At 52.9% G+C, this 21460-nt stretch carries 23 protein-coding genes and 1 pseudogene; 4 read left to right on the forward strand and 20 right to left on the reverse strand.

All coding sequences use genetic code 11. The features are described 5' to 3' along the window. Positions 1 to 1016: 1016 nt before the first annotated feature. Together ACFFLD_RS14150 and ACFFLD_RS14155 are read right to left on the reverse strand one after the other, a co-directional pair. The gene (locus ACFFLD_RS14150; RefSeq protein ID WP_035561720.1) at positions 1017 to 2048 is read right to left on the reverse strand and encodes a hypothetical protein; all 1032 of its coding nucleotides are present in this window, start codon (positions 2046 to 2048) and stop codon (positions 1017 to 1019) included. A 33-nt stretch (positions 2049 to 2081) separates the two neighbouring features. Continuing rightward, complete coding sequence (locus ACFFLD_RS14155) at positions 2082 to 2438, reverse strand: histone-like nucleoid-structuring protein, MvaT/MvaU family (RefSeq protein WP_240719877.1); 357 nt, start codon at positions 2436 to 2438, stop codon at positions 2082 to 2084. 601 nt (positions 2439 to 3039) lie between these two features. Between ACFFLD_RS14155 and ACFFLD_RS14160 the strand changes: the two genes are divergently transcribed. Genes ACFFLD_RS14160 through ACFFLD_RS14175 form a run of 4 tightly spaced genes read left to right on the forward strand, consistent with a single transcriptional unit; the run spans position 3040 to position 5405 of the window. Beyond that, on the forward strand, positions 3040 to 3363 hold the full coding sequence (locus ACFFLD_RS14160; RefSeq protein ID WP_386036881.1) for a hypothetical protein: 324 nt from the start codon (positions 3040 to 3042) through the stop codon (positions 3361 to 3363). After that, positions 3356 to 4312 carry a tyrosine-type recombinase/integrase gene (locus ACFFLD_RS14165; RefSeq protein WP_386036884.1) on the forward strand — a complete coding sequence of 319 codons (957 nt, stop codon included), beginning with the start codon at positions 3356 to 3358 and terminating at the stop codon, positions 4310 to 4312. The genes ACFFLD_RS14160 and ACFFLD_RS14165 overlap by 8 nt, the downstream gene beginning before the upstream one ends. Continuing rightward, positions 4309 to 4677 carry a hypothetical protein gene (locus ACFFLD_RS14170; protein ID WP_240719873.1) on the forward strand — a complete coding sequence of 123 codons (369 nt, stop codon included), beginning with the start codon at positions 4309 to 4311 and terminating at the stop codon, positions 4675 to 4677. Before ACFFLD_RS14165 ends, ACFFLD_RS14170 begins: the two co-directional genes overlap by 4 nt. Next, positions 4674 to 5405 carry a hypothetical protein gene (locus ACFFLD_RS14175; protein ID WP_240719871.1) on the forward strand — a complete coding sequence of 244 codons (732 nt, stop codon included), beginning with the start codon at positions 4674 to 4676 and terminating at the stop codon, positions 5403 to 5405. The genes ACFFLD_RS14170 and ACFFLD_RS14175 overlap by 4 nt, the downstream gene beginning before the upstream one ends. A gap of 51 nt (positions 5406 to 5456) precedes the next feature. On the opposite strand, the gene ACFFLD_RS14180 is transcribed toward ACFFLD_RS14175, so the two are convergent. The 18 genes and pseudogenes from ACFFLD_RS14180 to merA all read right to left on the reverse strand — a co-directional run bounded on the left by ACFFLD_RS14180 (position 5457) and on the right by merA (position 21430). After that, entirely contained in the window at positions 5457 to 6518 is a 1062-nt protein-coding gene (locus tag ACFFLD_RS14180) for a YaaC family protein (protein WP_386036888.1), read from the reverse strand. Between the two features lie 108 nt (positions 6519 to 6626). Further along, the gene (locus ACFFLD_RS14185; protein WP_240719867.1) at positions 6627 to 7640 is read right to left on the reverse strand and encodes a hypothetical protein; all 1014 of its coding nucleotides are present in this window, start codon (positions 7638 to 7640) and stop codon (positions 6627 to 6629) included. Positions 7641 to 7728: 88 nt separating this feature from the next. Continuing rightward, positions 7729 to 8010 (reverse strand): helix-turn-helix domain-containing protein, encoded by a 282-nt coding sequence (locus ACFFLD_RS14190; RefSeq protein WP_240719865.1) that lies wholly within the window; start codon positions 8008 to 8010, stop codon positions 7729 to 7731. 5 nt (positions 8011 to 8015) lie between these two features. After that, a complete protein-coding gene (locus ACFFLD_RS14195) occupies positions 8016 to 9185 on the reverse strand; it encodes a ParB/RepB/Spo0J family partition protein (protein WP_240719863.1) in 1170 nt (389 codons plus the stop codon). 1 nt (position 9186) lies between these two features. Next, positions 9187 to 9963: a ParA family protein gene (locus ACFFLD_RS14200; protein WP_113270641.1), complete on the reverse strand. Its 777-nt coding sequence runs from the start codon at positions 9961 to 9963 to the stop codon at positions 9187 to 9189. A 196-nt stretch (positions 9964 to 10159) separates the two neighbouring features. Then, entirely contained in the window at positions 10160 to 10390 is a 231-nt protein-coding gene (locus ACFFLD_RS14205) for a recombination-associated protein RdgC (protein WP_240719861.1), read from the reverse strand. Further along, the gene (gene rdgC, locus ACFFLD_RS14210; RefSeq protein ID WP_386036894.1) at positions 10374 to 10694 is read right to left on the reverse strand and encodes a recombination-associated protein RdgC; all 321 of its coding nucleotides are present in this window, start codon (positions 10692 to 10694) and stop codon (positions 10374 to 10376) included. Before rdgC ends, ACFFLD_RS14205 begins: the two co-directional genes overlap by 17 nt. A 634-nt stretch (positions 10695 to 11328) precedes the next feature. Beyond that, positions 11329 to 11697 carry a hypothetical protein gene (locus ACFFLD_RS14215; RefSeq protein WP_240719857.1) on the reverse strand — a complete coding sequence of 123 codons (369 nt, stop codon included), beginning with the start codon at positions 11695 to 11697 and terminating at the stop codon, positions 11329 to 11331. Next, positions 11694 to 12152 carry a hypothetical protein gene (locus ACFFLD_RS14220; protein WP_240719855.1) on the reverse strand — a complete coding sequence of 153 codons (459 nt, stop codon included), beginning with the start codon at positions 12150 to 12152 and terminating at the stop codon, positions 11694 to 11696. The genes ACFFLD_RS14215 and ACFFLD_RS14220 overlap by 4 nt, the downstream gene beginning before the upstream one ends. Before the next feature lie 449 nt (positions 12153 to 12601). Further along, positions 12602 to 13417, reverse strand: coding sequence for a DsbC family protein (locus ACFFLD_RS14225; RefSeq protein ID WP_240719853.1), 816 nt, complete (start codon positions 13415 to 13417; stop codon positions 12602 to 12604). A 94-nt stretch (positions 13418 to 13511) separates the two neighbouring features. After that, positions 13512 to 14075, reverse strand: a complete 564-nt coding sequence (locus ACFFLD_RS14230) for a hypothetical protein (RefSeq protein ID WP_240719851.1) — start codon at positions 14073 to 14075, stop codon at positions 13512 to 13514. Positions 14076 to 14139: 64 nt separating this feature from the next. Further along, positions 14140 to 14481 carry a single-stranded DNA-binding protein gene (locus ACFFLD_RS14235; protein WP_386036899.1) on the reverse strand — a complete coding sequence of 114 codons (342 nt, stop codon included), beginning with the start codon at positions 14479 to 14481 and terminating at the stop codon, positions 14140 to 14142. A 153-nt stretch (positions 14482 to 14634) separates the two neighbouring features. Beyond that, a complete protein-coding gene (locus ACFFLD_RS14240; RefSeq protein ID WP_240719847.1) occupies positions 14635 to 15096 on the reverse strand; it encodes a hypothetical protein in 462 nt (153 codons plus the stop codon). 171 nt (positions 15097 to 15267) lie between these two features. After that, positions 15268 to 16305 (reverse strand): annotated as a pseudogene (locus ACFFLD_RS14245) (ISL3 family transposase). A 332-nt stretch (positions 16306 to 16637) separates the two neighbouring features. After that, on the reverse strand, positions 16638 to 17984 hold the full coding sequence (locus tag ACFFLD_RS14250) for a dihydrolipoyl dehydrogenase family protein (RefSeq protein ID WP_240719845.1): 1347 nt from the start codon (positions 17982 to 17984) through the stop codon (positions 16638 to 16640). Positions 17985 to 18122: 138 nt separating this feature from the next. Then, positions 18123 to 18707, reverse strand: a complete 585-nt coding sequence (locus ACFFLD_RS14255; protein ID WP_386036903.1) for a DUF3231 family protein — start codon at positions 18705 to 18707, stop codon at positions 18123 to 18125. Positions 18708 to 19138: 431 nt separating this feature from the next. Continuing rightward, positions 19139 to 19576, reverse strand: a complete 438-nt coding sequence (locus ACFFLD_RS14260; RefSeq protein WP_240719841.1) for a glycoside hydrolase family 15 protein — start codon at positions 19574 to 19576, stop codon at positions 19139 to 19141. 219 nt (positions 19577 to 19795) lie between these two features. After that, positions 19796 to 21430: a mercury(II) reductase gene (gene merA, locus ACFFLD_RS14265; RefSeq protein ID WP_240719839.1), complete on the reverse strand. Its 1635-nt coding sequence runs from the start codon at positions 21428 to 21430 to the stop codon at positions 19796 to 19798. Between the last annotated feature and the right edge of the window lie 30 nt (positions 21431 to 21460).

A 21460-nucleotide genomic window follows, 5' to 3' on the forward strand; every position in this document is an offset into this window, starting at 1 on the left:
GGTTAAAGGGTTAAGACTGGGGTAAGACAGGGTTACGAGCAATAATATATGCATCAACCCACTGAAAAGTATGCATTATCTTTCAATAACCGTTGCAACATCCCCACCGCTTGCTATGCAACATCCCCACCGCTTGCTGTGCAACATCCCCACCTAGGGCTCAAAGTTATCCTCCTGATGTCCACAGAAAACGTCTTTTTGTCCACATTTTGGCTCATTTAGGCACCATCTGTGCAACATTCCCACCTGCAAGATTTAAGGCATGATAGGTTGACAGGATCGATTCGATTCGCTCTGCATCTCCTGTGCAATATACCCACCTACTATAGAGGGCTAAATTGCTGGTCAGAAAATAACCTGTGCAGTATCCCCACCGAAACGGTGCAACATTCCCACCTATAAAACGCTACTTTTCCACAGGCTTACCCACAGTAAATGTGGATACGTTGATAGCTATCAGAGCACTTTTATACCGTTATCATTTGAAGCTGCTTAATATAGTGCCTTACCTTCTTTGTCGTCAAATTGTTACTGATCGACAATCCCCTGCCAGGGAGGAATGACACTTTTGAGCACGCTGGCCGTGCTTTAAAGACCTGTCGCGGGGGCTGATGGTGCAACGTTCCCACCTACGTTCTGTGAGCTACACTCTTGAATGCCTACTGTGATAGCAGTCTGCTTACAAGGGTGACTGGACGTTGGCTACGGTCATTGGCGCGGTGATTAAGGAGGTCTGGAAGCATCTATCTGTGCAACATTCCCCCTATTGAGCAAGGTGATTGAGAGGGTCTGGAATCGGCTATCTGTGCAACATTCCCCCCAATGATGGCACACGCTTGGACTGCAATGCGCGCCTCAATGGTTCCTGCAGCACAGCCCGTTGATTACGATCCTGGCTGGCTGGGGTTTGAAGGGCGACGAGTTGCCCGTGTGTGCATTATCCCCCTAAGCAGTAAAGGCCATCTAAATGCATTCAATGATCCAGACTTCACAAAAGGAAATAAGATAATATTATTTTAAAGTGATGTTTCGCTAATAGTATGTAAGTCTTTCTTTAACCGTATTGAGTTACTTTTGTAATTTGCTCTTTTAACAGTTTTGACAAATTTATCTGTAGGAAAGATTGTGTAGTAAATATCAACAAGTTTTTTCCCTTCCGTTATTCTCTTCGCTTTATAACTAGCTATAACCTCATGCTCAACGAGTACGTCTAGGGCAATTTTCATAGCCCGAACATTACTGCCCATGCGATCAGAAAGCCCGCGAGGGCTACCTGACAGGTAAGGAATAAGACGAGGCGTATAGGGATCGTTGGCTGATGCCTGGCTCCAGTAGTGACTCATTCGCTTATGCATGTACCGGGCAAGAGGGCTCTTAATCGACATCGAAGTGCTATAGTCATATAAACGGAAAGTTTGTTTAAGAATGCTCTCAGTTACTAAAGGGTTAAACTGTACATAGCATTTAGTATCGCCTTCACGCATCTGAATATCTTTTCGCGTGGTTAGGCCGACCATAGGAAAAAAGCTTGAGGAAATAACAGTTTCATTATCATTGGTGACCGTTTCAAGCTGTGCGCCACGGCATACAAGTATCGCCTCCTTTATCTCGCTGAGTTTGAACTCATGTTTGTTCCGGCGTAACTCAGCACGCAACTCGTAGAAAGTAAAAAGAACACCAACTTTACCATCGATCATGACGCTTCCGCCATTAACAGCCAGTTTTCTTAAAGCGTCTTCTATAATCTCTTCACGCTCACCAGGATAAACTAGCTCATGTTTGCCTTTACTATTCTCGATAATAGCTGGCTTAACTTTAACCTTTATAACGCGGTCGCCTATACGGCACTCGCGCTCTCTTACCGCGCTGTTAAGGTCTGTGAATCGACGACGCTTCTCCAGAGAATATTTAGGCAATGCATCGTAAATGTCGATGCTATTACTATAATTTCTGTCCCGGCTATCGCTCAGGCTGAATAGGTCAAGCTGAGGCGGCTTATTAACCGCAACTGCTTGTATGTCCTTGTCTTTATTGCTATCGCTGGCCATATCTAACCTCTGTCAGCCTACAGTAATAACCTGCTATTTCTCTTCGACAAGCCAAGAATCAACGACCTCGGCACCGTACTGATCCTTCCAAGCCCTCAGGGTTTTATGATTGCCACCTCTTGTTTCGACAATCTCCCTTTCATAAGGATTGCGATATACCTTTATCATTCGCTTCTTACGTATAGCCGGAGACTCGCTGACGCTTTTTTCAGTATTAACCAATTTAATAACGTCCAGGGCCGATTCATTATAATCAGCCATTAACGTTTTTAAGCGGTTAAAAAAAGCACTTTCACGCTTGAAATCTTCTCGATTCTCAAACGATATAAGTTGTTCTCGAAGAGACTTCGATTGCTCCTGCAGCTGTTGGTATTCACGCAATATAGGCATGTGTTTCCAGACAAGGCAATGTGAAAGTGTGCAAAGCACATTTTGTAGCTAACTCGGCTGTATGTCAACGATATGAGACCGTTGGCAGTGGTCTAAAAGCTAGCGCAAAAATATCTCTCCAAGGATGTGTTTTTCCATTAAAAAATACCCTTATTTCGCAAAATCTACGGGTGATGGCCCTGCCAAAAGCCTAGATTTTGCGTACAGGCTTTCAGGAAATGGCTTTTACCTTGAGAAATAGAATATAGAACAATAACTTAGGGTGATATTTTCCGTTTTTGAGTGATCCTGTGTACACAGTTAAAAAGGCCGTAGTGCTGGCGCTTAGGTTCTCTACTTATTAAAATAGTTATTTAAGAAAGTAGAGAAGGGCAGCGAACCCGAGTAGGCTGTATCAGAGTCACATGAATAAGGCTGTGCTGAATGACTTGGAAGGCAATCTACAAAATTGCGGTCGTTACTTCTTATGCTCAGATGGTCGTCAATAGCATTGCAGCTGATTTAGGTGGTGTTCACATACTGGTGCCGGGACGATGCCCAGTCTGAAGCCAGGCACTAACCCTGACCAGGGGAAAAATCACAACCAAAAGGGAGCAATTGGATGTTTAATCACTTGATTATGCCACCCCGCGCAGGATATGCGGTCATCACTACCAACGATTTCATGGTCATTGTCCGTGATACGGGCGACATTGTTAGTGTCCTAGAGGACGCCGATGCAATTCTTGAGCACTTGAGCTTAACGATCCCGGGCGGGCTGCGTCGCAAGCGAGTCTATGTCGAGTCCGCACCAGGCGTATCAGATTTTCACGAGGTGATGCATGAAAGCGGGGATTTGCTCGATATTGTTATGTGCTCTGCAGACCAGGCTGATTATTTGCAGCAACACATTGCCGGCTTAGAGGGGGGGGCCGGGAATGGCTGATTCACTAACGATGATTCCTTATAACGTCACTGGGGGCCTTGCTGAAGCATCGAATTCTTTGACAGAGGCCAAGGGAAACCCCGCGCTCTCTTACCTTATGGGGCTTGGCTCCCGCCGTAGCCGGGTCACGATGCGATCTCACCTCCAGCAAGTTGCCTACCTTAGCGGCGGTCATGACATTAAGAGTTGTCCGTGGCATCTGATCCGGCGCGAACATGTGCGCTCAATCATCGAGATGATGAGTGAACTGGGCAAGGCTCCATCCACTATCAATACTGCATTGTCTGCTATGAAAGGTGTGGCGCGTGAGGCTTGGGTTGCGGGTCGCATGGATAGTGAGAGCCACCATCAGATCAGCGATCTCAAGTCTGTCAGGGGCTCAAGGTTACCGAAGGGCGTACACCTTGATGATGTAGCTATCCAAGCCCTTTGTTCCGCATGCGAAACAGACGAGACCTCCAAAGGGGAGAGAGATGCCGTGTTACTCCACTTACTGGTCAACACGGGGCTGCGTCGATCGGAGAGTGTATCCATAGACATCGAGATGATTGACCGCGGCCGGCAGTCGATCAGGATTCTGGGCAAAGGTAACAAGGAACGCCTCGTCTTTCTGCCCAATGAAACGTTCCTGAAAGTCATGGCATGGCAATCCCGGTTGGGGCGGGATGTCGGGCCTCTGTTCCCTAGAGTGCGCCGACATGGTGTGATTACTGATCTTCGTATTACTGACCAAGCTGTGTACTTCATCATAAAAGAAAGGGCCGTTCAGGCGGGCATTAAGGAGTGCGCGCCTCACGATTTTCGCCGCACCTTCGCTACGAATATGCTAGATCGAGGTGTCGACGTTCTCACGGTGCAATACGCTCTAGGCCATACCAACCTAGTCACCACACAACGCTATGACCGAAGTGCGGAAAGGCGCCTGGAGGAGGCGATGAAAAGAATATGACACAACAGAGCAGTGCTTCACCCCAAGCTATGGGTGTCATCCAACGCCATGCTAACAGTGACATAACGTTCAACACCAGCCACGATGGCCTAGCTGGAAAGATAACCGTGACGCTAACGCCAGGTCAGCTCGAGGTGTTCTGGAGCGATCCGGCTGCAGCTTTTGCCAGTGTCTATGGTAATACCCGGGGAGACTGCCTCGCCTGGCAAGCAGCCGGGTACATGGCGCAGTGTGCCGAGCTGACCACGAAGGGGCGGCAATGCCGGAACCCAGTCCATGGTGGCTATCCTGTAGCAACCCCAGATCGATGGGTAGCCATGCGCGGCAAATACAGCCTAATTCATCAGGAAGGGGTCAGCAAATGACTGGTCAGCGAGAAGTAAGCGGTTTATGGAGCATCGGACCTCTCTACTCACGTCACCCTGCGACCGACCCTCGAGATGTTTTCGTTGGTGGGAAGAACCCCAGCCAAGCGGAAAGTGATTTTGAGAATGGCATCGCTCGCATGGGTGGGTTTTGGCGCCAGCCATCTTATGTGGGGGCCTATCTGACTGCAGCCTCTTTGCTCGTTGAGCAAGGGCAGGCACGTGGTAGCTTCGATGAGATAGGATTACCAGCTTTTTATCTTCAGCGTCACGCTGCGGAGTTGATTCTTAAAAGGCTACTGCAGTGGTGTTTTGAGATTATTGAATGTCGGAACCAGATCAAACCTGGGCAGGCTATTATGATTACAAATCGGCATCGCCGTTCTCTAAATAATGAGCATGACCTGCGGAAAATTCTGAATAGTCTGAAAAAGGCAGCCAAGCTAGCCGATGAGAAAATTCCTCCAGAGTGCTTGGCACAGCTAGTTGAAACCATCAGCTCTGTGGAGGCTTCACCGCACTGGTCCCGCTACCGAGTTGATTCTCGCAGCACACAGAAGAAGCTATGGGAAACCACGGAGATAGTTATTCCAGTTGCAAGCCTTCAGACCCAATTGGATCTTGTCGCCAGTGACGTGCTGGCGCGTAGCCTTGAGCAGGAATGTTATGAAAACGCGCTGTATAGTACCTGGGCTGGATTGACGTCAGCCTTAGAGGGATCACAGTAGCCAGCTCAGTCAATCGGCTTGTCGGCTATTCATATCGTACCTTGACAGTTCTCACGGGGTTCGTATGGCTGGTCGCCAAAACTGAAACCCTGTAATTTCCGACGCCATCTGATCAATGAATTGATCTGCTGAATTTGTCATGAATTCCGTAATTAACCAGTTCGATGTGCCGTAGAGATGTCTCTCTAGGCCATTAGGATCGTAACGGGCTAATTCGCTCAGCCGATGCATCGCAGCAAATATAATGGTAAGACCGTGGCGCTCAGATGGTGGGTTGCTGCTCAGATTTCGTTTGATGTACCACAAGTCGCGATTCCCAGAGATAGGAACTATGATCCGACGAGTCTTGCTGTGATATGTGCCTAGCCGCTTTTGGGCCAAGAGTTTTTCAGCCTGTGGGGCTTTATCTCGCCACCAATTGAAGCGCTTTTTTCGGCGAATATATGTTCTACCGTCTTCAGTGAACCATTCAAAAGAGTGAGGGATATTTCTGAGCATCCGACCATCTGCATATCTGGGCGACACTTCAGCCTGGAACCAGCATTCACGAGCCTTGGGGTCTGGATGTTTTACGTAGCAAGCACTTTCTAACGGTATGAAGAGCTCTGGGGCCGACCTGAAGGTATGCAAGAATGCTCTATGCACAAAAGGTACATTCCAGAGTAAGTCTTTGAGGTTGTACTTTTCGGCGGTGTGCGTGACGGTGCTTTCGCCGAGATACGTACACAAAGCTGGCAAGATACCGCCAGACTTAAAAGTTATGGCCTCATTAGCCAAGCTAGCCTTGGGTTTTGCTGGCCTATCTCCGGTTACACCATGATTCTCTGCATGTGTGGCGCCTCGAACAACCAGAAGAGCTTTGGTTGCGTTCAAAAAAGAGTAATAAAGGGACAGTGGCGACGCTTCAACATCCATATACTTAGCGGCTTCATGGAACCTTCGTGCCTGTGACCAGAAGGATAGTGCCTCACTCTTATTCTGTCGCTTAAGCCAAAGCTCTACGAAGCTCCATGGATCTCTTGTGAGTACGCTCTCAGATGCGAAGTCAGGGTGGTTGATAGCTTTGTGCATCCATACCCGACGATTGCCAATTTTAATATTTTCTCCAAGCACTTTCGCTCCTTAAGAGGCTGTACTGCGGGATATTAGGCTAAAATCTGTAGTATGTTTGGTCGTCATCAGCCTTAGCGAGCCTTTTAAGGTAGTTTCGTTCTCATTCATTTATGATTTTAGCTTTCGCGGGCCTGTGAACCTCGTCAGTTTCTGGCTAAGCATCATGCCAGATGTTACACCCACCAAGCCAATCCCTGTTCTGATCGACCAGTCATGATCAAACTTTACTAGCAATAAACCTGTAAATAGCAGGAGGCACATCACTACAATATTGCGCTTCCAGTCAAGACGATATGGGCCGAGATCATGACAATGAAAATACTGCTCCTGACTGTCCTTGGCCATTCGAGCGAGATGAGCCTGCAGATCAAGAGTTCTATCGATTTCCTTCCGTGTTCTGGCTGGTCGATGAAGCCGGCGCTCGTAAATCGCCAATCGCACCATCTTTTCATCTGGTAGATGATCTATATTCTGCCAGCTCGTTGTCTTTACGCCGTAAGCATCAAGTATTTTCCTTGCAATGTTCGGACGCCGCAGTACCTGAATGTAGCGACCATCGAGCATTGCTAACCATTCGTCACGTTTATCGCTGGGCTCAATTATAGTAATTCGAGATGGAGCTGGATAACCAGCTTCCTGAACCCACGCTGCTATAGCCGGTTGATCATGCGATCGCATAAAAGCGACCCTGTGTTTTCCCTCATGAGCAATGAATAGCCCAAGTGGCTTGTACCAGACATAAAAGGCGTTATCCCTTGAGCCAAAGTAGGTCGCGTAGCGCTCGATCCTATTCACCACCTCCTCTGGTGGCACGTTCTCTGGATGCCCTTTGATGCTTGCCCCAATGACATGTTTCGGATCTACAAAGGCTCGATAAGCCTGCCCATTCTGGTCTTCCCAGTTTAAAAAAGGTATCAGCACAGCCATTAATGAATCTGGGTGTAGTGCGCAGGTTCCTCGATCATTGTCCCCTATGTCATTAAGCAACGGTTGCCCAATTGTCTTACGTGCGTATCTATCCAGCTCGACCTTAAAAGTAGCAAGCTCTTTAACTACGTCTTCATGACCAATTGAAACAGGTTGCTTGATGAGATTCAGTGGGGGATTGGCGGGTTCAGGCACTGCTGATGACTCCGTGTTGACTGGCTCAGAAAGGTGGGGCTGGTTTGACATAATTCGGGGAGCTATTTGCTCCCCGGGTGTCAGCTGGCTAGGAAGTGCTGTCTCCAAAATGCATTCGAAAGGAGTTTGGGTCCAAGATTCCCCAGCCTTCAAGTGCGTAATAGCCCATTGCACCTTCAGGTGAGCTAGGGTCACGAATAAAGAGGATTTTTACCTTAAACTCTTCCCGGATCGAAGTCAGCTGCCGTTTAACCGTGCCAGCCGGGATGCCCGTAGCTTCAGAGATGTCCTGAAGGCTTGGGCGATCCATGTTGTCTATAGCACGGATAATGTCGTATTTTCGCTGTGTGTCACGCGATAGGCTCGGCATAGAGGTCAGTCCTCACCCTCGACACCAAGTAGCTGAACGTCAGAGACTCTTACCCTCAGTGTGTCTTTTTCATCATTATCTAGTCGAACCCAGCAATAGCCAGGCTCATGATCGATACGATCAGTCTGTAGCATGCCGCTACGTTGTGCGCCCTTCACGGTAACGCCTACCACGACCCGAGCCCGGGTGGGCTCCTTTGCCATTACTGGCGCTGGTGTATCAAGCTCGGCGCCAGCCGCCTTTTTAGGCTGGGGTTGCTCAGTATTAGTGGCCGATTTAGGTGTCGGTGGCTTTTCCTGTGCAACATCCCCCTTACCAAGAGAGGAGTCATCTTTCTCGTTAACCTGGGGCGGCATTGCGGGCTGGACATCATCAACAGTGTTCCCCATGCCAGAGTTTCCAGCGGAGGGGGATGAGTCGAATCCGCTCAGTGGTGGCTGGTCATCATGCGTCCCTAGAGCTGGCGCTGGCACCTGAGCCTCCATGGGAACTGTTTCAGGGTCTTCAGCCAGAGTGCCATCCTTCGCCTGTTTAAGCAGCTCACGGCAGGCTTTTCGGCTGATTCCGTCTACTAAGGCCTTTTCGCAAATGCGTTCAGCCTTCTCTGGCGCAATTTGATAAATCTGCCTGAGCGAATTCAGCGATTCGGGGTCAGCCGTGACATCTTCCTCGTATAGCTTCTGTACGCATTCGGGGAGCTTGAGCAGCGATAGGTGCTGCGAGATATAACCACGCGATTTACCTAGACGCTTAGCCACATCGACGGCCTTCCACTTAGCGTCAATGAATTTCTGAATCCCCTTGGCGATTTCCATCGGAGTCAGGTTTTCCCGCTGAATGTTTTCAATCAGCTCGCCAGCTGTCTCGTCCAGCTCGCCCTGGTCCTTTTTATTGACGATCGCCTCAACCGGCACACCGGCCTGTTTACATGCACGCCAACGACGCTCACCTTTCTGAATCCGATACTTACCGCTGGCATCCTTAGGAGATACGATGATCGGCTGTTCCTGGCCATGCGACTTAATTGAGTCGGCTAGCTCCTCAATACCGCCGAATTTCTCTCGGACTTGGCCATTTTTCGGCACCACTTCAGCTGTATCCAGCACCAATACTTCCTTGGCGCCTTTAGAGCGGCGTGAAAGGCTCTGTAGGTTGTCTAGTTGTCCTAATGCCATGTCAGCCCACCTTTTCCATGAGTTCTTCGATAACTGCACGGATCTCTTTACCAGCCTCTCGTGCCGATGTCTTTTTAATGCTCCAAACGGGTACGCCGTTGAGATTGGCCACGTCGAGTTGGCCGCGAACGCCAATCTCAGATTTGTAGACCAGATCCGGCACTGCCTTGCGAAGCTCATCTCGCGTGATCATGTCCTCCTCGAAACCGCGTTTGAGGTTATTGATCACCATCCCGGTGTTTTCCAACTCGGGATTTAGCTCCTCCTGAACGCTTATGATCGTGTTCAGCAGACCCTCTACGCCATCCAGTGCGAAACCACTTACTTGCACCGGACAAATGACATGAGTGGACATAGTGAGTGCAGCTACTAGCTTACGGCCCAAACTAGGGGGGCAGTCGACAAGCACGTAATCGTAATTATCCAGTATGCCGCTAGCCTTCAGGTTTGTGATCGGGTTGACCACACAGTTGAGCGGTAGGGACTCAATCTCAGATAGCTCTGGATCATTCTTGGTTGTCCAAATCAGATCCATTCCGCGCACGCACTTCATCGGCTGGATTTCATGCATGTTCTCATCGAACAACCGGACTGAGGGAGTGCCTGTATAGGTTGCCTCATCGCTCTGGCTCAACCGGCTAGAGGTGTTGCCCTGTGGGTCGAAATCAACTGCTAGTACGCGATAGCCCGCCTCCACGAGGTAGAAGACTGTTTGAAGGCAAATGGTCGATTTTCCGACCCCGCCTTTCTGATTGGAGAAACTGATTATTTTGGTCATGAAGTTCCCGGTAGCCGACCTGGAAAAAGACTGATTGAGAATGTCCTGGTGCAAACGGCGGCGATCCTTGCCAAGTTACGCATGCGAAACATGATAATCCACATAAACTGATACGGCAAATAGTATAAAACGATCTATCTAGAGCATAAAAAAAGGCTTGGACATAGCCAGGCCAAACGCAGGATATGGGTAGGGTTCAGGCTGTTTTAGATACCTGAACAGGATTTCCAAGGGCACTCTCCAGCGTTGGGACAACTTCACCCTCCTGGAGGGTGATCAGCTCCTCGGCAACGGCAGCAAGAGCGGGGATGTGAATATGAGCATCAGCATCAAACCTTGATGCTTCATCGTCACCCGAATCAGCCATCTCGAGCAATGCGTCATCGAATTTATTCTTCTTTAAAGCCAGATCATCCTGAAGCTGCATCGCTAGTTGGCCGATCGCGAGTTGCCATTGGCGGGACTTTGAGCGACACCAGTGTAAGGCGCAGCAGTTCAAGCGCTTCTTCTGCTTTCTTACGACTGGCTGCGTCAATGAAAATCCATTTACGCCTGATGTCGATAGCCATCAGAAAATGCCCGGTTCGCTTCAGGGAGGTGGGCAGTAGCTCTTCGTATACCTGCTCTTTGAGCAATTGTTTCTCCGCACGGCGCAGGGGACTTCCTGAGGCCTTCTCCATTTCAGCCGCCCTCTCCTCCACCAGCTCTTTGACCGCGGCTACTGGGAGCAAACGCTGCTACTGCCGAAAGCGAAGAATGAGATATTGAGACTGGAGTGTGTATGCCAATACTTCACCGCAATCAGCCGACCACCCTACCCTTCGAGCCTCTGTGGGCGCGCAGGCCCTGAAAAGATTTTTTTCGATGAGGCTGGTCATTTCGTCAGCCCCAAAGAATGAGCTATGTGCCCTATATGACAGTGTGTTGTCGAACACGACTAGGCCCTACGATCTTATTATTTTAGGCAAGGGAGCATGGTATTTAAATGGTGAAATAATAGATAACGGTATAACCCTCCCTCCCCCTCCCCTAGGCGCTATAGTAAACTGGCCAGTCATTTACCTCGGATGGTCAAGTGCTTCAACACCCAAGGCCTCCCGGAGAAAGGTGTTGGCTGCCCTCCTCCCAACGTTATCTCTTTGCGGATAGTCGCTGACTCAGCCGCATTGTTCCAACACAGCTGGTATGCCGCGAGGACGGGTTGGTAGTCGACCACTCCGCCCTCACGGAGGCAGCGGAGTATGAAGCGCTGATCTTCTTTGGTAAGGGGAAGCTCATTCAGCTGGTCCAGTCGGCTATTATTGCTATCCATATTATATCTATACCAGACGACGAATTACATTAAATTCAAGCAGAATGAAACATTCAGTGTTTGCCACTTGACGAAGGGATGTACAACCGTTGCCCATTGCTACTATAGCTGGCGCTTATAGTCTCCCGAGCTGTATGGCCATAATCCACGACCCCATGAACCGCCTCTTCCATCCGCCAGTGATCTCCATCCCGCGGGGCGAGGCTAACTCTCGCCAAGCCAGGGGGGAGCCTTACAGGGAAACAATGTAGATGGATGTCTTCCAGGCCTTCAATCATCTTGAGATTGATCTCATCAATCTGATCCGTCTCGACCGCATACACTGTGTAGCTCCCATCCAGGCCAAGCTGTTCCTTGGCCACGGTGGTCAACAATTCATCGAACTTCAGAGGGGCATCTGCAATGACCTTGGTATCAATCATCCTTCACTTTGTCCCCACTGAGTGCCACCGTTCGGGCTGTTTATGCGATGATCTGTTAGCAAGCATAGGCGCCGCCCATCGACCCATAGCTCTCTAAAAACACCCTCGTGGGTATACACACCTACAAGCACATCTAAAGGCTCTTCGTAGTACGTGGATGAAGGTGCCAGGGTGCTATCGTTGAATGGCTCTTGACGGACTTGTAACGCTACAGCAGTTTGCCTGGCCAGCGGCACGCTCTTGTTCTTCATGCCCCATTTCCATGAGACACGATCTTTAGGCTTGAAACGCTCGTGAGATTGCTCTTCGTTCAGGAGATCCAGTGCTAAGCTAATTGTCATCTTCGTGATAGCAGGGTCACTTGGATCAGCTTGGCCAGCATCCGTCGACTGATTACGCAGGCCGGACATTACGCGCTCCAAAGAGGCGAGCCAGCTTTTGTTGCCTTGCGTCATGCATCTATCCTCGGAGTCTTTCTAACCTGCCCGACAGCCACGGCCACACCTATTAATGTCCATGCAGCAAGTAGCGTAAAACCTAAGTGGAGGAATGCTCCGTAAGGAGGTCCCAATTTCACAGAGAGATAAAGAGACGCACCAAACGCGATGAACCACCGGAACCAATAGTCAACTGACCTACTCGCGACCCAGCGCGCCTGCTCAAGCGTCAGGGGACGGTGCAGCCAGCGAAAGGGGTAAAGGGTCTTCTCCCGTGTACCACGGCCTACCTTGAGTGACTGACGTGCAAATAGACGGTTCACGGCGAACTGCGGAAACATTCCTTCGATTGCACGCCGCATAATACTAACAGTGCGTTGGTCTTGTAGAGACATGGGTGCCCTCTAGCTGAGCGCCCGGACTGCCCGAGAGGGAGCCAGGGCGCATTTCTTCAAGGTGCAGTAAGGTTATAGGTTACGGATTTCAGCCGCACGAAGAGCACCACGCATGATATGAGCTTCACCGTTCTCATCCTTGTAGAGCGTATTCGGTGTAGACCGGATACCCAGCTGCTGGATCAGGTTGCTGTTCTCACTCACGATGTTCATAGCTTCGGTGCTCGGGGAGCCAGACACATTGCCGTCTCTCTCAAATGTGGCCAGCACTTCGGTTGGGTTCTCGGCGTCGACTATTTGCGCAGCCTGGTGGAGCGAGCCCTCGCCCATGAAGCCTACCGGAATCCAACGGATGGTCACTTCATCCAGAACCGCCCGGGACTCTTGATACATTTTCTGGCAGTAACCACATTGCGTATCAAAGACGACATACAGAACCTTGTCGCCGCTCCCCTCTTCAACGTAGAAGGCATTTTCCTCAACTTGCGCAAGTGCTGCGGCCTCATCCTCATCTGTAAACCCATTGTCCTGAGAGGCAGCTCGCTTCGGCATGCTGGCCAGCGGGCTATTCTCCATGTGCTGCTCCATGTGAGCCTGCGTCAAGTTTTCGCCACCTTCGCCCAGAATCATCCCGATAAAGGCATGATTACCATCCTCAGTGGTATAGATCACATTAGTGTCGTTCTCGACACTAATAACCCAGCCATTGATGCCATCCAGGCCGGTATCGAATGTTTTGTCGACCTTGGCTCCAGGGATGCCCAAATCGGACACGGCCTTGGGAAGCTCTAAGCTGGAGCCGGCATTGTCGTCATTGGCGACGGTAGTTCCCGCGAAAAGTGCGGAGGCGACTGCAACAGCGGAGGCGATCAGGGTAAGGTGTTTCATCAATAAGCTCCTTGAGCAAAGTTAAGCGCCAGTGGTGCTGGCGTAGTCTTCGCCATGCAGGGCATGGCCACATCAGGTTCTAATCATCTGCTGTTTATGGCAGCAGCTCTTCAATTCCCGCCTCGCGCTGCGAATCGGCACGCTCACGCGCTTGCTGGTTAGCACGACTGACCAGCTCTCGAGCCTCCTCATAAAGGTTCGATGCGCTGTAAGTGGTGTCTCCATGACGATCAAGACTTGTCTCGATCGTGGGGGCATCTGTTGGCAGGCCTAAACCAGCCAGTACGGTGTCAGTGATGTCAGGAATAGTGCCGTCCAAGACGGCTGCTTGACGGACGATGACCAAAGCGCCATCTGCTGCATCAACGATCGCTGGGCGAACGCCATTGTCGACACGAGCCAATGTGGATACGGCTGAATCTCTTGCCTCACCGTCCCCTAGCAACTCACTGGCTGCTGCACGGCGAGCATTAACGTATTTGGCCGTATCGAATGTCACCACGGCTGGTGATTCAGCGTTTGACGAGGCCCATGGGAGGTCTAAGGGAATGACGGTTATAGCGAACGCCATCGCACCCAGCACACCACCTGCCAAAGGCAATACCCTAGCCAAGGGGTGCTGAGATCGGGATCTGGTTTTTTGGTCTGTCTCGCTCATGTGCCTGCCTATCGTCTACGCATGAAAAAGCCCCAGGAATAAACCAGGGGCTGTGAATAGAACATCAAAAGGGAAATTCCCCTCCTTCGTCTCCATCACCTGCAGCACCAGCGCTACGCGGATCACGGAGGATGCGGCAAGTGTCCACCATAAGGTTGGTATACACAGTGCCGTTATCAGCCTTACGGAAGGACAATTCGCCCTCGACAAAGACCAACTGACCGCGCTTCAAGCGATCCTTCATAACCTCGGCGAAGCGACCACCAAGGATGCAGTTAAGCCACATCGGATCATCACCCGCTTTCTTGGCCATGTTGATACCGAACCGAACGTAAGTTTTGCCATTGCCGTTGGTCCGAACTTCTGGTTCGCCAATGTGACCAATCTGTAGAGTCTGTCCCCACATGTTCAAATCTCCTCTCTCTCACATTCCCAACGTAATGGGTCTCGTTGGGGGATAGGGGCGCTACTGACACTAAGGAGCGAACCCGGGCGGTTTATTTTCCTAACGCATGAAAAAGCCTCCTGACTCAGATGAGTCGAGGAGGCTTTGAAGTGGTCACCTCGGGAGGTGACGAACGATTCTTGCCTTGGGCTGGAGATAACTCCAGTGCGCCAAGTTAAGAAGGAAATTACCAAAAGCTCTCTTGGTGAAGCTCACAATGAATGTATCTTCGGCGCTCTCAATGGCCTGTAAAGTGCTTTCCCGATGCAATTCGCGATCAGGGCGACGCACCTGAATGACAGTTCCATCCTCGACAGAGAAAGCGAACCCCTCCAGCTCACCAAGCGAGAAGACCTCAAAGGCCACATTCACATCCGTTCCCAAGTCAGCCATTTGACGTGGCGTTGGCTGGCGCCAGCGGCGACCGACCTCACGAGGCAGAATGAAACGTGAGCCTTGCGCTGAGTCGATGGCAAACGCCACCTGATCAGCACGGAGGTCATCTAATTGCAGCCCGCAGAACTCACGACCAAAAGCTATGGCATCTTCTTGATTAACAATCAGCTCAATATTCATGTCGCTCTCTCCTCTCATTCCTGCGATGCAGGTCTCAAAAGGAGATAGGGCGGGGACTGCCATAAGTGGACAGCTAGAGCGCCTGTAAAATGTTTCGCATGCAGAACATCCCTAGGCTGTAGAGGTGTTTTTTACGGGGTTAAGAAAGGGCAAGCGCCAGCATAAAAAGGTTCATCGCATTTTGCCGGGAAATGCGACTTTGATCTTCAGAAAGAAATACGCCGTGTCCCGGTAGCCGTAAGCCATTCGCTTGATGACTTTGATGCGATTGTTCATTCCTTCCAGGACGCTGGTGTTGAGTCGATAAAGGGCACTGGCAACGATACCTTTTAGGTAGGGACGTAGGCGCTTGGCGAAAGCAACCAGCGACTTGAGCCCACTGTCGATGGCCATTCCAAACTACGCTTTACAGCGTCGGCGGGCCTCGGCTTCACTAGGTGCGTACCATAGCTCCTTGAGTTAGCTCTTAAGCAGGTAGACCGTGGTCAGCGGCTCTTTGGCGGCTAGCAATACATCCAGCTTGACGGCCTGCTCAGGGGCCAGGTTGGTGCGGTTGCGCAGGAGCAACCAGCGACTGCGCTTGATCACACGCCGGCCAGCATGGTCCTCGCGTAGCCGATTGACTTGATCGACCCGCATCCGGTCGATCACCTCGCGACCGAACTTGGCGACCACATGGAACAGGTCGTAAACGACCCTGGCTTTTGGGCTGTGTTGCTTGGCTTCCAGGTCCATTGCCGTATTCATGCCTATGGCGACCGCTTCTTTTTGCTGACAGGTGTCCCTGTCCAGCCATTCGAAGGCAGCGCATGCGCATGAACGCCCCTCGCCGACCCACAGGACTTGCTGTGTGTCGGCGCAAATAGCCACCATGGCATAGCGGTTCCCCTTCAGGACAAACTGACGCCGCACCCGGGTCAGGTCTGTCTGGGCTGTCTCATGACTCAGGCGCCTATGATCAATAGTCTTGACCGTGTGCCAGTGAAGCCCCACCAGCTCGGCCACGTGTTTGAGGGGTAAGAGCCGAGACAAGGTTTCGACCCAGCTCACCATGGCGCAGGTCAGCGGCTGACGTCCGGCCAGCCAGACAATACGCTCTCGTCGGGGGCCACAGGCCGAGCAGCGCACGCGACGCACCGGGAAATCCAACCACACACGATATTGGAACAGGTCGCGCTCACGCACGCGGCGATGGCTGACATCGTGAATGAACCAGGAGGATTGGCCACAGCGGCTGCAGTAAGGTGGGTTTGAGCCTGATCAGCAGGCCATTGGCGCCGAGTGGTTCGTGGCTATCCCACTCGAAGACCTCCCAGAACAGGGTAAACAAATAGCATCCATAGCGACGGCGGTGGTCTGGTGGGGTCGTGTTTTGGCGAATACAACCTTAAACCTTTCTGCCGCCGTCATTCTCGTTTACTGATGCTAGCCCGCAGTGAAACCTGGAAATGGTTTGGAACTCTTATCCTCAGTTGCCAAATAAAGATCTCAATGCGTAGGCATGAGGTCTAGCCATCTCAAGTTGCTGCTATCAGGCTGTCCTAGAGCATCGAGCCTATGTCTGAGGCCCCCGTTGGGTAGGCAAACATTGTCGTCTTGAGGTCCGTGGTGGTGAGCCCATGACGGATGGCCAGCGCGAATACGTTGATGACTTCATCCACGTTGGGGCCGACGAGATGAGCGCCCAGTACCTTATCTGTCTCTTCTTCGATCAATATCTTGAAGCCATAGACCGGCTCGGCGGCCTGACGGGCGGTAAACCAGTTGGGTGTGTGTTGTCTCGAGACGCGGAATTTCAGCCCTTGCTCACGGGCCTGTGCTTCGTCGAGACCGGCGGAGGCGATAGGCGGAATGGTGAAAGCGACACTCGGCACCCCTTTATAATTCGGTGTGCTACGTTTGCCATCGATCAGGTTGGCGGCCACCACCTTGGCATCGTGACTCGACACGGGGGTCAGGGGCGGCCCCACCTGGGCGGCATCGCCTGCGGCATAAACGGCGGGGTTCGAGGTACTTTGCAGATGCTCATTTAGCGATAACCGCCCCTTCTCGGTCTCGATACCGGCCGCTTCCAGGTTGAGGGCCTTGAGGGCTGGCTTTCTTCCGGCCGCGTGCACGACTAGGTCTGCTTCAACCGTGCCGGTCTCGCCATTCGAGGAGGTGCGAACACGATAGCCGGAGGCCGTCTTTTCGATGGCGTCCACGTTGGTCTGGGTTCGCACATCAATGCCCTGATCACGGAAGGATTCCATGAGCCAATCGACCAGGTCCGGATCGAAGGGCTTGAGCATCCGCTCGCCGTGCTGCAGGACGGTGACTTGAGCTCCAGCCCGGGCAGCCAGGTGAGAAAACTCTGCGGCAATATAGCCCCCGCCGACCAGGGCAATCCGTGGTGGCAACGCATCCAACTCAAGAAACCGCTCGTTGTCGACGAGGTGTTCTTCGCCTGGAATGTCCAGCGCTACCGGCTCGGCTCCCGTGGCGATCAGAATATGTCGTGCTTCAAGCGTCTGACCATTGACCTCAAGGCTTTTCGGACCGGTAAAACGCGCCTGGCCATGGTAGGTATCGATGCCCTTGTCGCTGAACATGGCCTGATGTTTTTCAGGCACAGGATCGGTAAAACCTCGCTTGAAGCGCATCAGCTCCGCCCAGTCGATGCGGACCTCCCCCTCCACGCCCTTGCCTTGCATGCGGTGCGCATGGTCCAGCGCCTTGGCGCCTTGAATCATCATCTTCTTGGGGTCGCAGCCGCGTAGGGCACAAGTGCCACCAAAGGGGCGGGAGTCGATGATCGCAACACGCCAGTTGGCGGCTTGGGCACGCATGACCACTATTTTAGCGGCGGTGCCGGTACCGATGGCGACGAGATCGTAGGATGCTGCCATGAGTATTCCTCCTTCGCTTAGCGACGACCTTGTAGACAGTTAGTCGCTGCGGTGAAGTCATCACTGCCTAGGCTTCGTTCTATCAAGGCCGGACAGCGATTCCCTGGAAATGCGTTGTTCATCTCTAAACCGTGCCACTTATTCGGAGATAAGCGGCATGCCCTTCGGCTCCACGGTGGGCAAGGGGGCCATTAGCTTCTTCTCTACCGCGATTTCATGGAACGTGACTTGCCAGCGGAAGGCCCGGTGATAGTTTCGAATGAAGGCGTCCCGGATATCCGTGCGCTGGCTCATGCTGGCGTAGTTGTGCCAGAGCGTCATGAACGCGCGCGCCGCGAACCACTGGGCAATGACTATCATCCGACCATTGGCGACACCGGTATCCTGGTCGGAGACCTTGTCCGGGCTCATGATTTCTTCAAGCGGCGCCGGCAGGACGTAACCGCCAACTTCCAGAATCTTCTTCATCTCATGGATGTTGGGGTTGCATACATCCTCAAGGTAGGTCTTGATCGCCTCCTTGATTTGCGAGTCTTTCGTCGCGGCGAGGTACAAGTTGCACTGCCCCATGCAAACGACTTCACGCCGAAAGCCCTCGACGACGGCCACGTACTCGCTTGCGGAGAGGCTGTTTCTTCCCGCCCCCGCTTGAGCATAGTAGCGTTCGGCGTAGTCACTGTAGGACGTGCGGCCTTCGGGGCGGCCTATTTCCACTTCAGACATCGTCGTTGCCTCCTTTCATTGACATTGGAGAGCCTCTTGCTCCGATAAATCAACGGCCATCCGGCAGGTATTCATGGGAGCGAGCTGGCAGGGATAGGCCCTCCTCACTCGGTGGCGAATCTGAAAATCCTGACCTTGCTGACTTCAACGTAGACCTGTAGTTATTACAGGGGCAAGGTGGTTGTTGTTTATGTCTGGTAACTGAAGAAGTCAGCCTGCCCAAGGTCGACTCGGTAGCCTTGTGGGCAGGGGCAGACTTTGTCTGGCTCGCCTCACTTGCCTGGCCAGGAGGTCGGGTGCAGTTCCAGAACTGTGTCACGAACCCCGGCCTACTTGACCGAGGCAGCGCCGCCAAGGCGCATTGGTTGCGACCGAGGACAGGCTTGAAGCAGTACGCCGGACGCAATCCGCATGGGTGCCGTCACGCTACCTTATTCGTAGAGCTGTATATGCAGGGCACGGTTGATCAGCGCAAGATGGGTAAAAGCCTGCGGGAAGTTGCCAAGGAACAGGCCCGTCGTCGGATCGCTCTCCTCGGCATAGAGCCCCGCATCGTTGGCGTTGGCCAGTAACCGCTCGAACAGGGCGCGAGCCTCCTCGGCTCGACCAAGCATTAGAAGTATATCGACCAGCCAGAAACTACAGATCAGAAACGCATCTTCGCTGCCGGAAAGCCCATCCGAAGCCAGGTAGCGGTGTACGACATCGCCATGACATAGGTGCTCTTCCACTGCTGCGGCCGTCAGTTCAAGTACGGCCTTGTCGATAGGAATGCCCATCAATGGGATCAACAAAAGCGCGGCATCGAGATCGTCATGACCGAAGGCCTGCGTGAGGTAGCCGCCACTGAGCTTGATCCCCTGAGTCACGATGGCCTGGAATATGCCATCTCATGCCAGTTCCCAGGCGGGCTGAGGACCCAGCAGGCGCAGTGTGCGGTCGAGTGCCACCCAGGCTATGGTATTTGTAGACGTGATGACGCGGTTCCCCACGCATTTCCTAGATCCCTTGATCGGGTTCGTGCCAGTGGGCGGCGACATGATCGGCCATTTCTCGAACAAGGGTCGCCAACGTCACATCAAGGCTTGTCACCCCGCGCAGCAGGACAGTTGTTTGACGTCCTTGGTAAAGGTCTGGGCACAGAGCTTGAGCCCCTCGACCATAGTCAAGTAAGGAAAAAGCTCATCAGCGATGTCTTGTACCGTCATCCCGGCACGCAGGGCCATGACCGCCGTCTGAATGAGCTCGCCGGCTTCGCCGGCCACGGCCTGGACCCCGAGCAGGCGCCCGCTGTCGCGTTCGGCGACGATCTTGATGAAGCCGCCGGTCTCAAAGTTGACCAGCGCACGGGGCACGTTATCCAGGGTCAGGGTCCGGCTGTCGGTAGCGAATCCTTGAGCCTCGGCCTCGGCTTCGGACAAACCGACGGTTGCGATCTGCGGGTCGGTGAAGACCACCGCCGGCATGGCACTCAAGTCCAGGCGCGCCTCGCCCCCCGTCATATTGGTGGCGGCGCGGCTGCCGCCCGCAGCGGCGACATAGACGAACTGCGGCTGGTCGGTGCAATCCCCAGCGGCATAGATAGTGGGTACGGTGGTACGCAGAGAATCATCGACCAGAATCGCTCCGCGGGCAGTCTCTACGCCGATGGCGTCAAGGTTCAGCGTTTCGATATTAGGCGTGCGGCCCGTCGCGACCAGCAGCTTGTCGGCCTTGATGCCCCCCGTGTCCGTCGTGAGCACGAACTCATCGTCGGTATGCACCACCTGGCTGATCTGGACGCCTCGTAATACATCAATGCCCTCGGCCTGGAAAGCGGCTTCCAGGGCCTCGCCAATGGCCGGGTCCTCGCGGGAGAACAGGCGGCTACGCGCCAGGATCGTCACTTTGCTGCCCAGCCGCGCGAAGGCCTGGGCCAACTCCACCGCGACCACCGATGCCCCGATCACCGCCAAACGCTCGGGAAGGGTGTCGCTGGCCAGGGCGTCGGTCGAGGTCCAATAGGGCGTGTCAGCCAGCCCCGATACCGGTGGAATGGCGGGGCGCGCGCCGGTCCCGATGAAGACACGATCGAAAGCGACCTCGCGCTCGCTGCCATCGTTCTTGTCAACAATCAGGGTCTGGGCATCACGGAAGCGGGCCCTGCCGCGGATAACCGTAATGGCCGGGTTGCCTTCTAGGATGCTTTCGTATTTACCGTGACGTAACTCTTCCACACGGCTCTGCTGCTGGGCCAGTAAACGGCCACGATCAATGGTTGGTGCCGTTGCCGTGATGCCGTCATCGAACGGGCTTTCGCGGCGATGATGGGCAATATGCGCGGCACGGATCATGATCTTAGAGGGCACGCAGCCGATGTTGACGCAGGTACCCCCTATGGTACCTTGTTCGATCAGGGTGACACGGGCACCCCGCTCGACACTTTTCAACGCCGCTGCCATGGCAGACCCGCCACTGCCGATCACGGCAATATGTAGACCCTGTTCGCTGCCTCGGTCACTGCTGGCTCGCTCTGTGGCCTGCGTCAGATCGGCGCCGTAGCCCTTGGCACGGATCGTCTCAAGCAGACGCTCGGTACCCACCTCGCCCGGGCGCATTATTACCGCGCGGCCCTGGTCATAAGAGACCTCAGCCTCGACCCCGGGCAGTGCATTGAGCGCCGCCTGAGTCGAGTCGGCGCAACTCGTGCAGGTCATGCCGGTAACTGTAATCGTGGTTTGCATAAAAATTCCTCGGTAATCCTTTCGCACAAC

This window comes from Vreelandella sulfidaeris, assembly GCF_042429665.1.
Classification (GTDB): domain Bacteria; phylum Pseudomonadota; class Gammaproteobacteria; order Pseudomonadales; family Halomonadaceae; genus Vreelandella.

Bases quoted from the DNA above. Each gene is read 5' to 3' on its own strand.
- merA (WP_240719839.1), bottom strand. From the start codon at position 21,430: ATGCAAACCACGATTACAGTTACCGGCATGACCTGCACGAGTTGCGCC.
- ACFFLD_RS14255 (WP_386036903.1), bottom strand. From the start codon at position 18,707: ATGTCTGAAGTGGAAATAGGCCGCCCCGAAGGCCGCACGTCCTACAGT.
- ACFFLD_RS14155 (WP_240719877.1), bottom strand. From the start codon at position 2,438: ATGCCTATATTGCGTGAATACCAACAGCTGCAGGAGCAATCGAAGTCT.
- ACFFLD_RS14240 (WP_240719847.1), bottom strand. From the start codon at position 15,096: ATGAATATTGAGCTGATTGTTAATCAAGAAGATGCCATAGCTTTTGGT.
- ACFFLD_RS14175 (WP_240719871.1), top strand. From the start codon at position 4,674: ATGACTGGTCAGCGAGAAGTAAGCGGTTTATGGAGCATCGGACCTCTC.
- ACFFLD_RS14160 (WP_386036881.1), top strand. From the start codon at position 3,040: ATGTTTAATCACTTGATTATGCCACCCCGCGCAGGATATGCGGTCATC.
- ACFFLD_RS14250 (WP_240719845.1), bottom strand. From the start codon at position 17,984: ATGGCAGCATCCTACGATCTCGTCGCCATCGGTACCGGCACCGCCGCT.
- ACFFLD_RS14165 (WP_386036884.1), top strand. From the start codon at position 3,356: ATGGCTGATTCACTAACGATGATTCCTTATAACGTCACTGGGGGCCTT.
- ACFFLD_RS14150 (WP_035561720.1), bottom strand. From the start codon at position 2,048: ATGGCCAGCGATAGCAATAAAGACAAGGACATACAAGCAGTTGCGGTT.
- ACFFLD_RS14235 (WP_386036899.1), bottom strand. From the start codon at position 14,481: ATGTGGGGACAGACTCTACAGATTGGTCACATTGGCGAACCAGAAGTT.
- ACFFLD_RS14200 (WP_113270641.1), bottom strand. From the start codon at position 9,963: ATGACCAAAATAATCAGTTTCTCCAATCAGAAAGGCGGGGTCGGAAAA.
- ACFFLD_RS14195 (WP_240719863.1), bottom strand. From the start codon at position 9,185: ATGGCATTAGGACAACTAGACAACCTACAGAGCCTTTCACGCCGCTCT.
- ACFFLD_RS14230 (WP_240719851.1), bottom strand. From the start codon at position 14,075: ATGAGCGAGACAGACCAAAAAACCAGATCCCGATCTCAGCACCCCTTG.
- ACFFLD_RS14215 (WP_240719857.1), bottom strand. From the start codon at position 11,697: ATGATTGATACCAAGGTCATTGCAGATGCCCCTCTGAAGTTCGATGAA.
- ACFFLD_RS14205 (WP_240719861.1), bottom strand. From the start codon at position 10,390: ATGCAGCTTCAGGATGATCTGGCTTTAAAGAAGAATAAATTCGATGAC.
- ACFFLD_RS14190 (WP_240719865.1), bottom strand. From the start codon at position 8,010: ATGCCGAGCCTATCGCGTGACACACAGCGAAAATACGACATTATCCGT.
- ACFFLD_RS14220 (WP_240719855.1), bottom strand. From the start codon at position 12,152: ATGACGCAAGGCAACAAAAGCTGGCTCGCCTCTTTGGAGCGCGTAATG.
- ACFFLD_RS14170 (WP_240719873.1), top strand. From the start codon at position 4,309: ATGACACAACAGAGCAGTGCTTCACCCCAAGCTATGGGTGTCATCCAA.
- ACFFLD_RS14225 (WP_240719853.1), bottom strand. From the start codon at position 13,417: ATGAAACACCTTACCCTGATCGCCTCCGCTGTTGCAGTCGCCTCCGCA.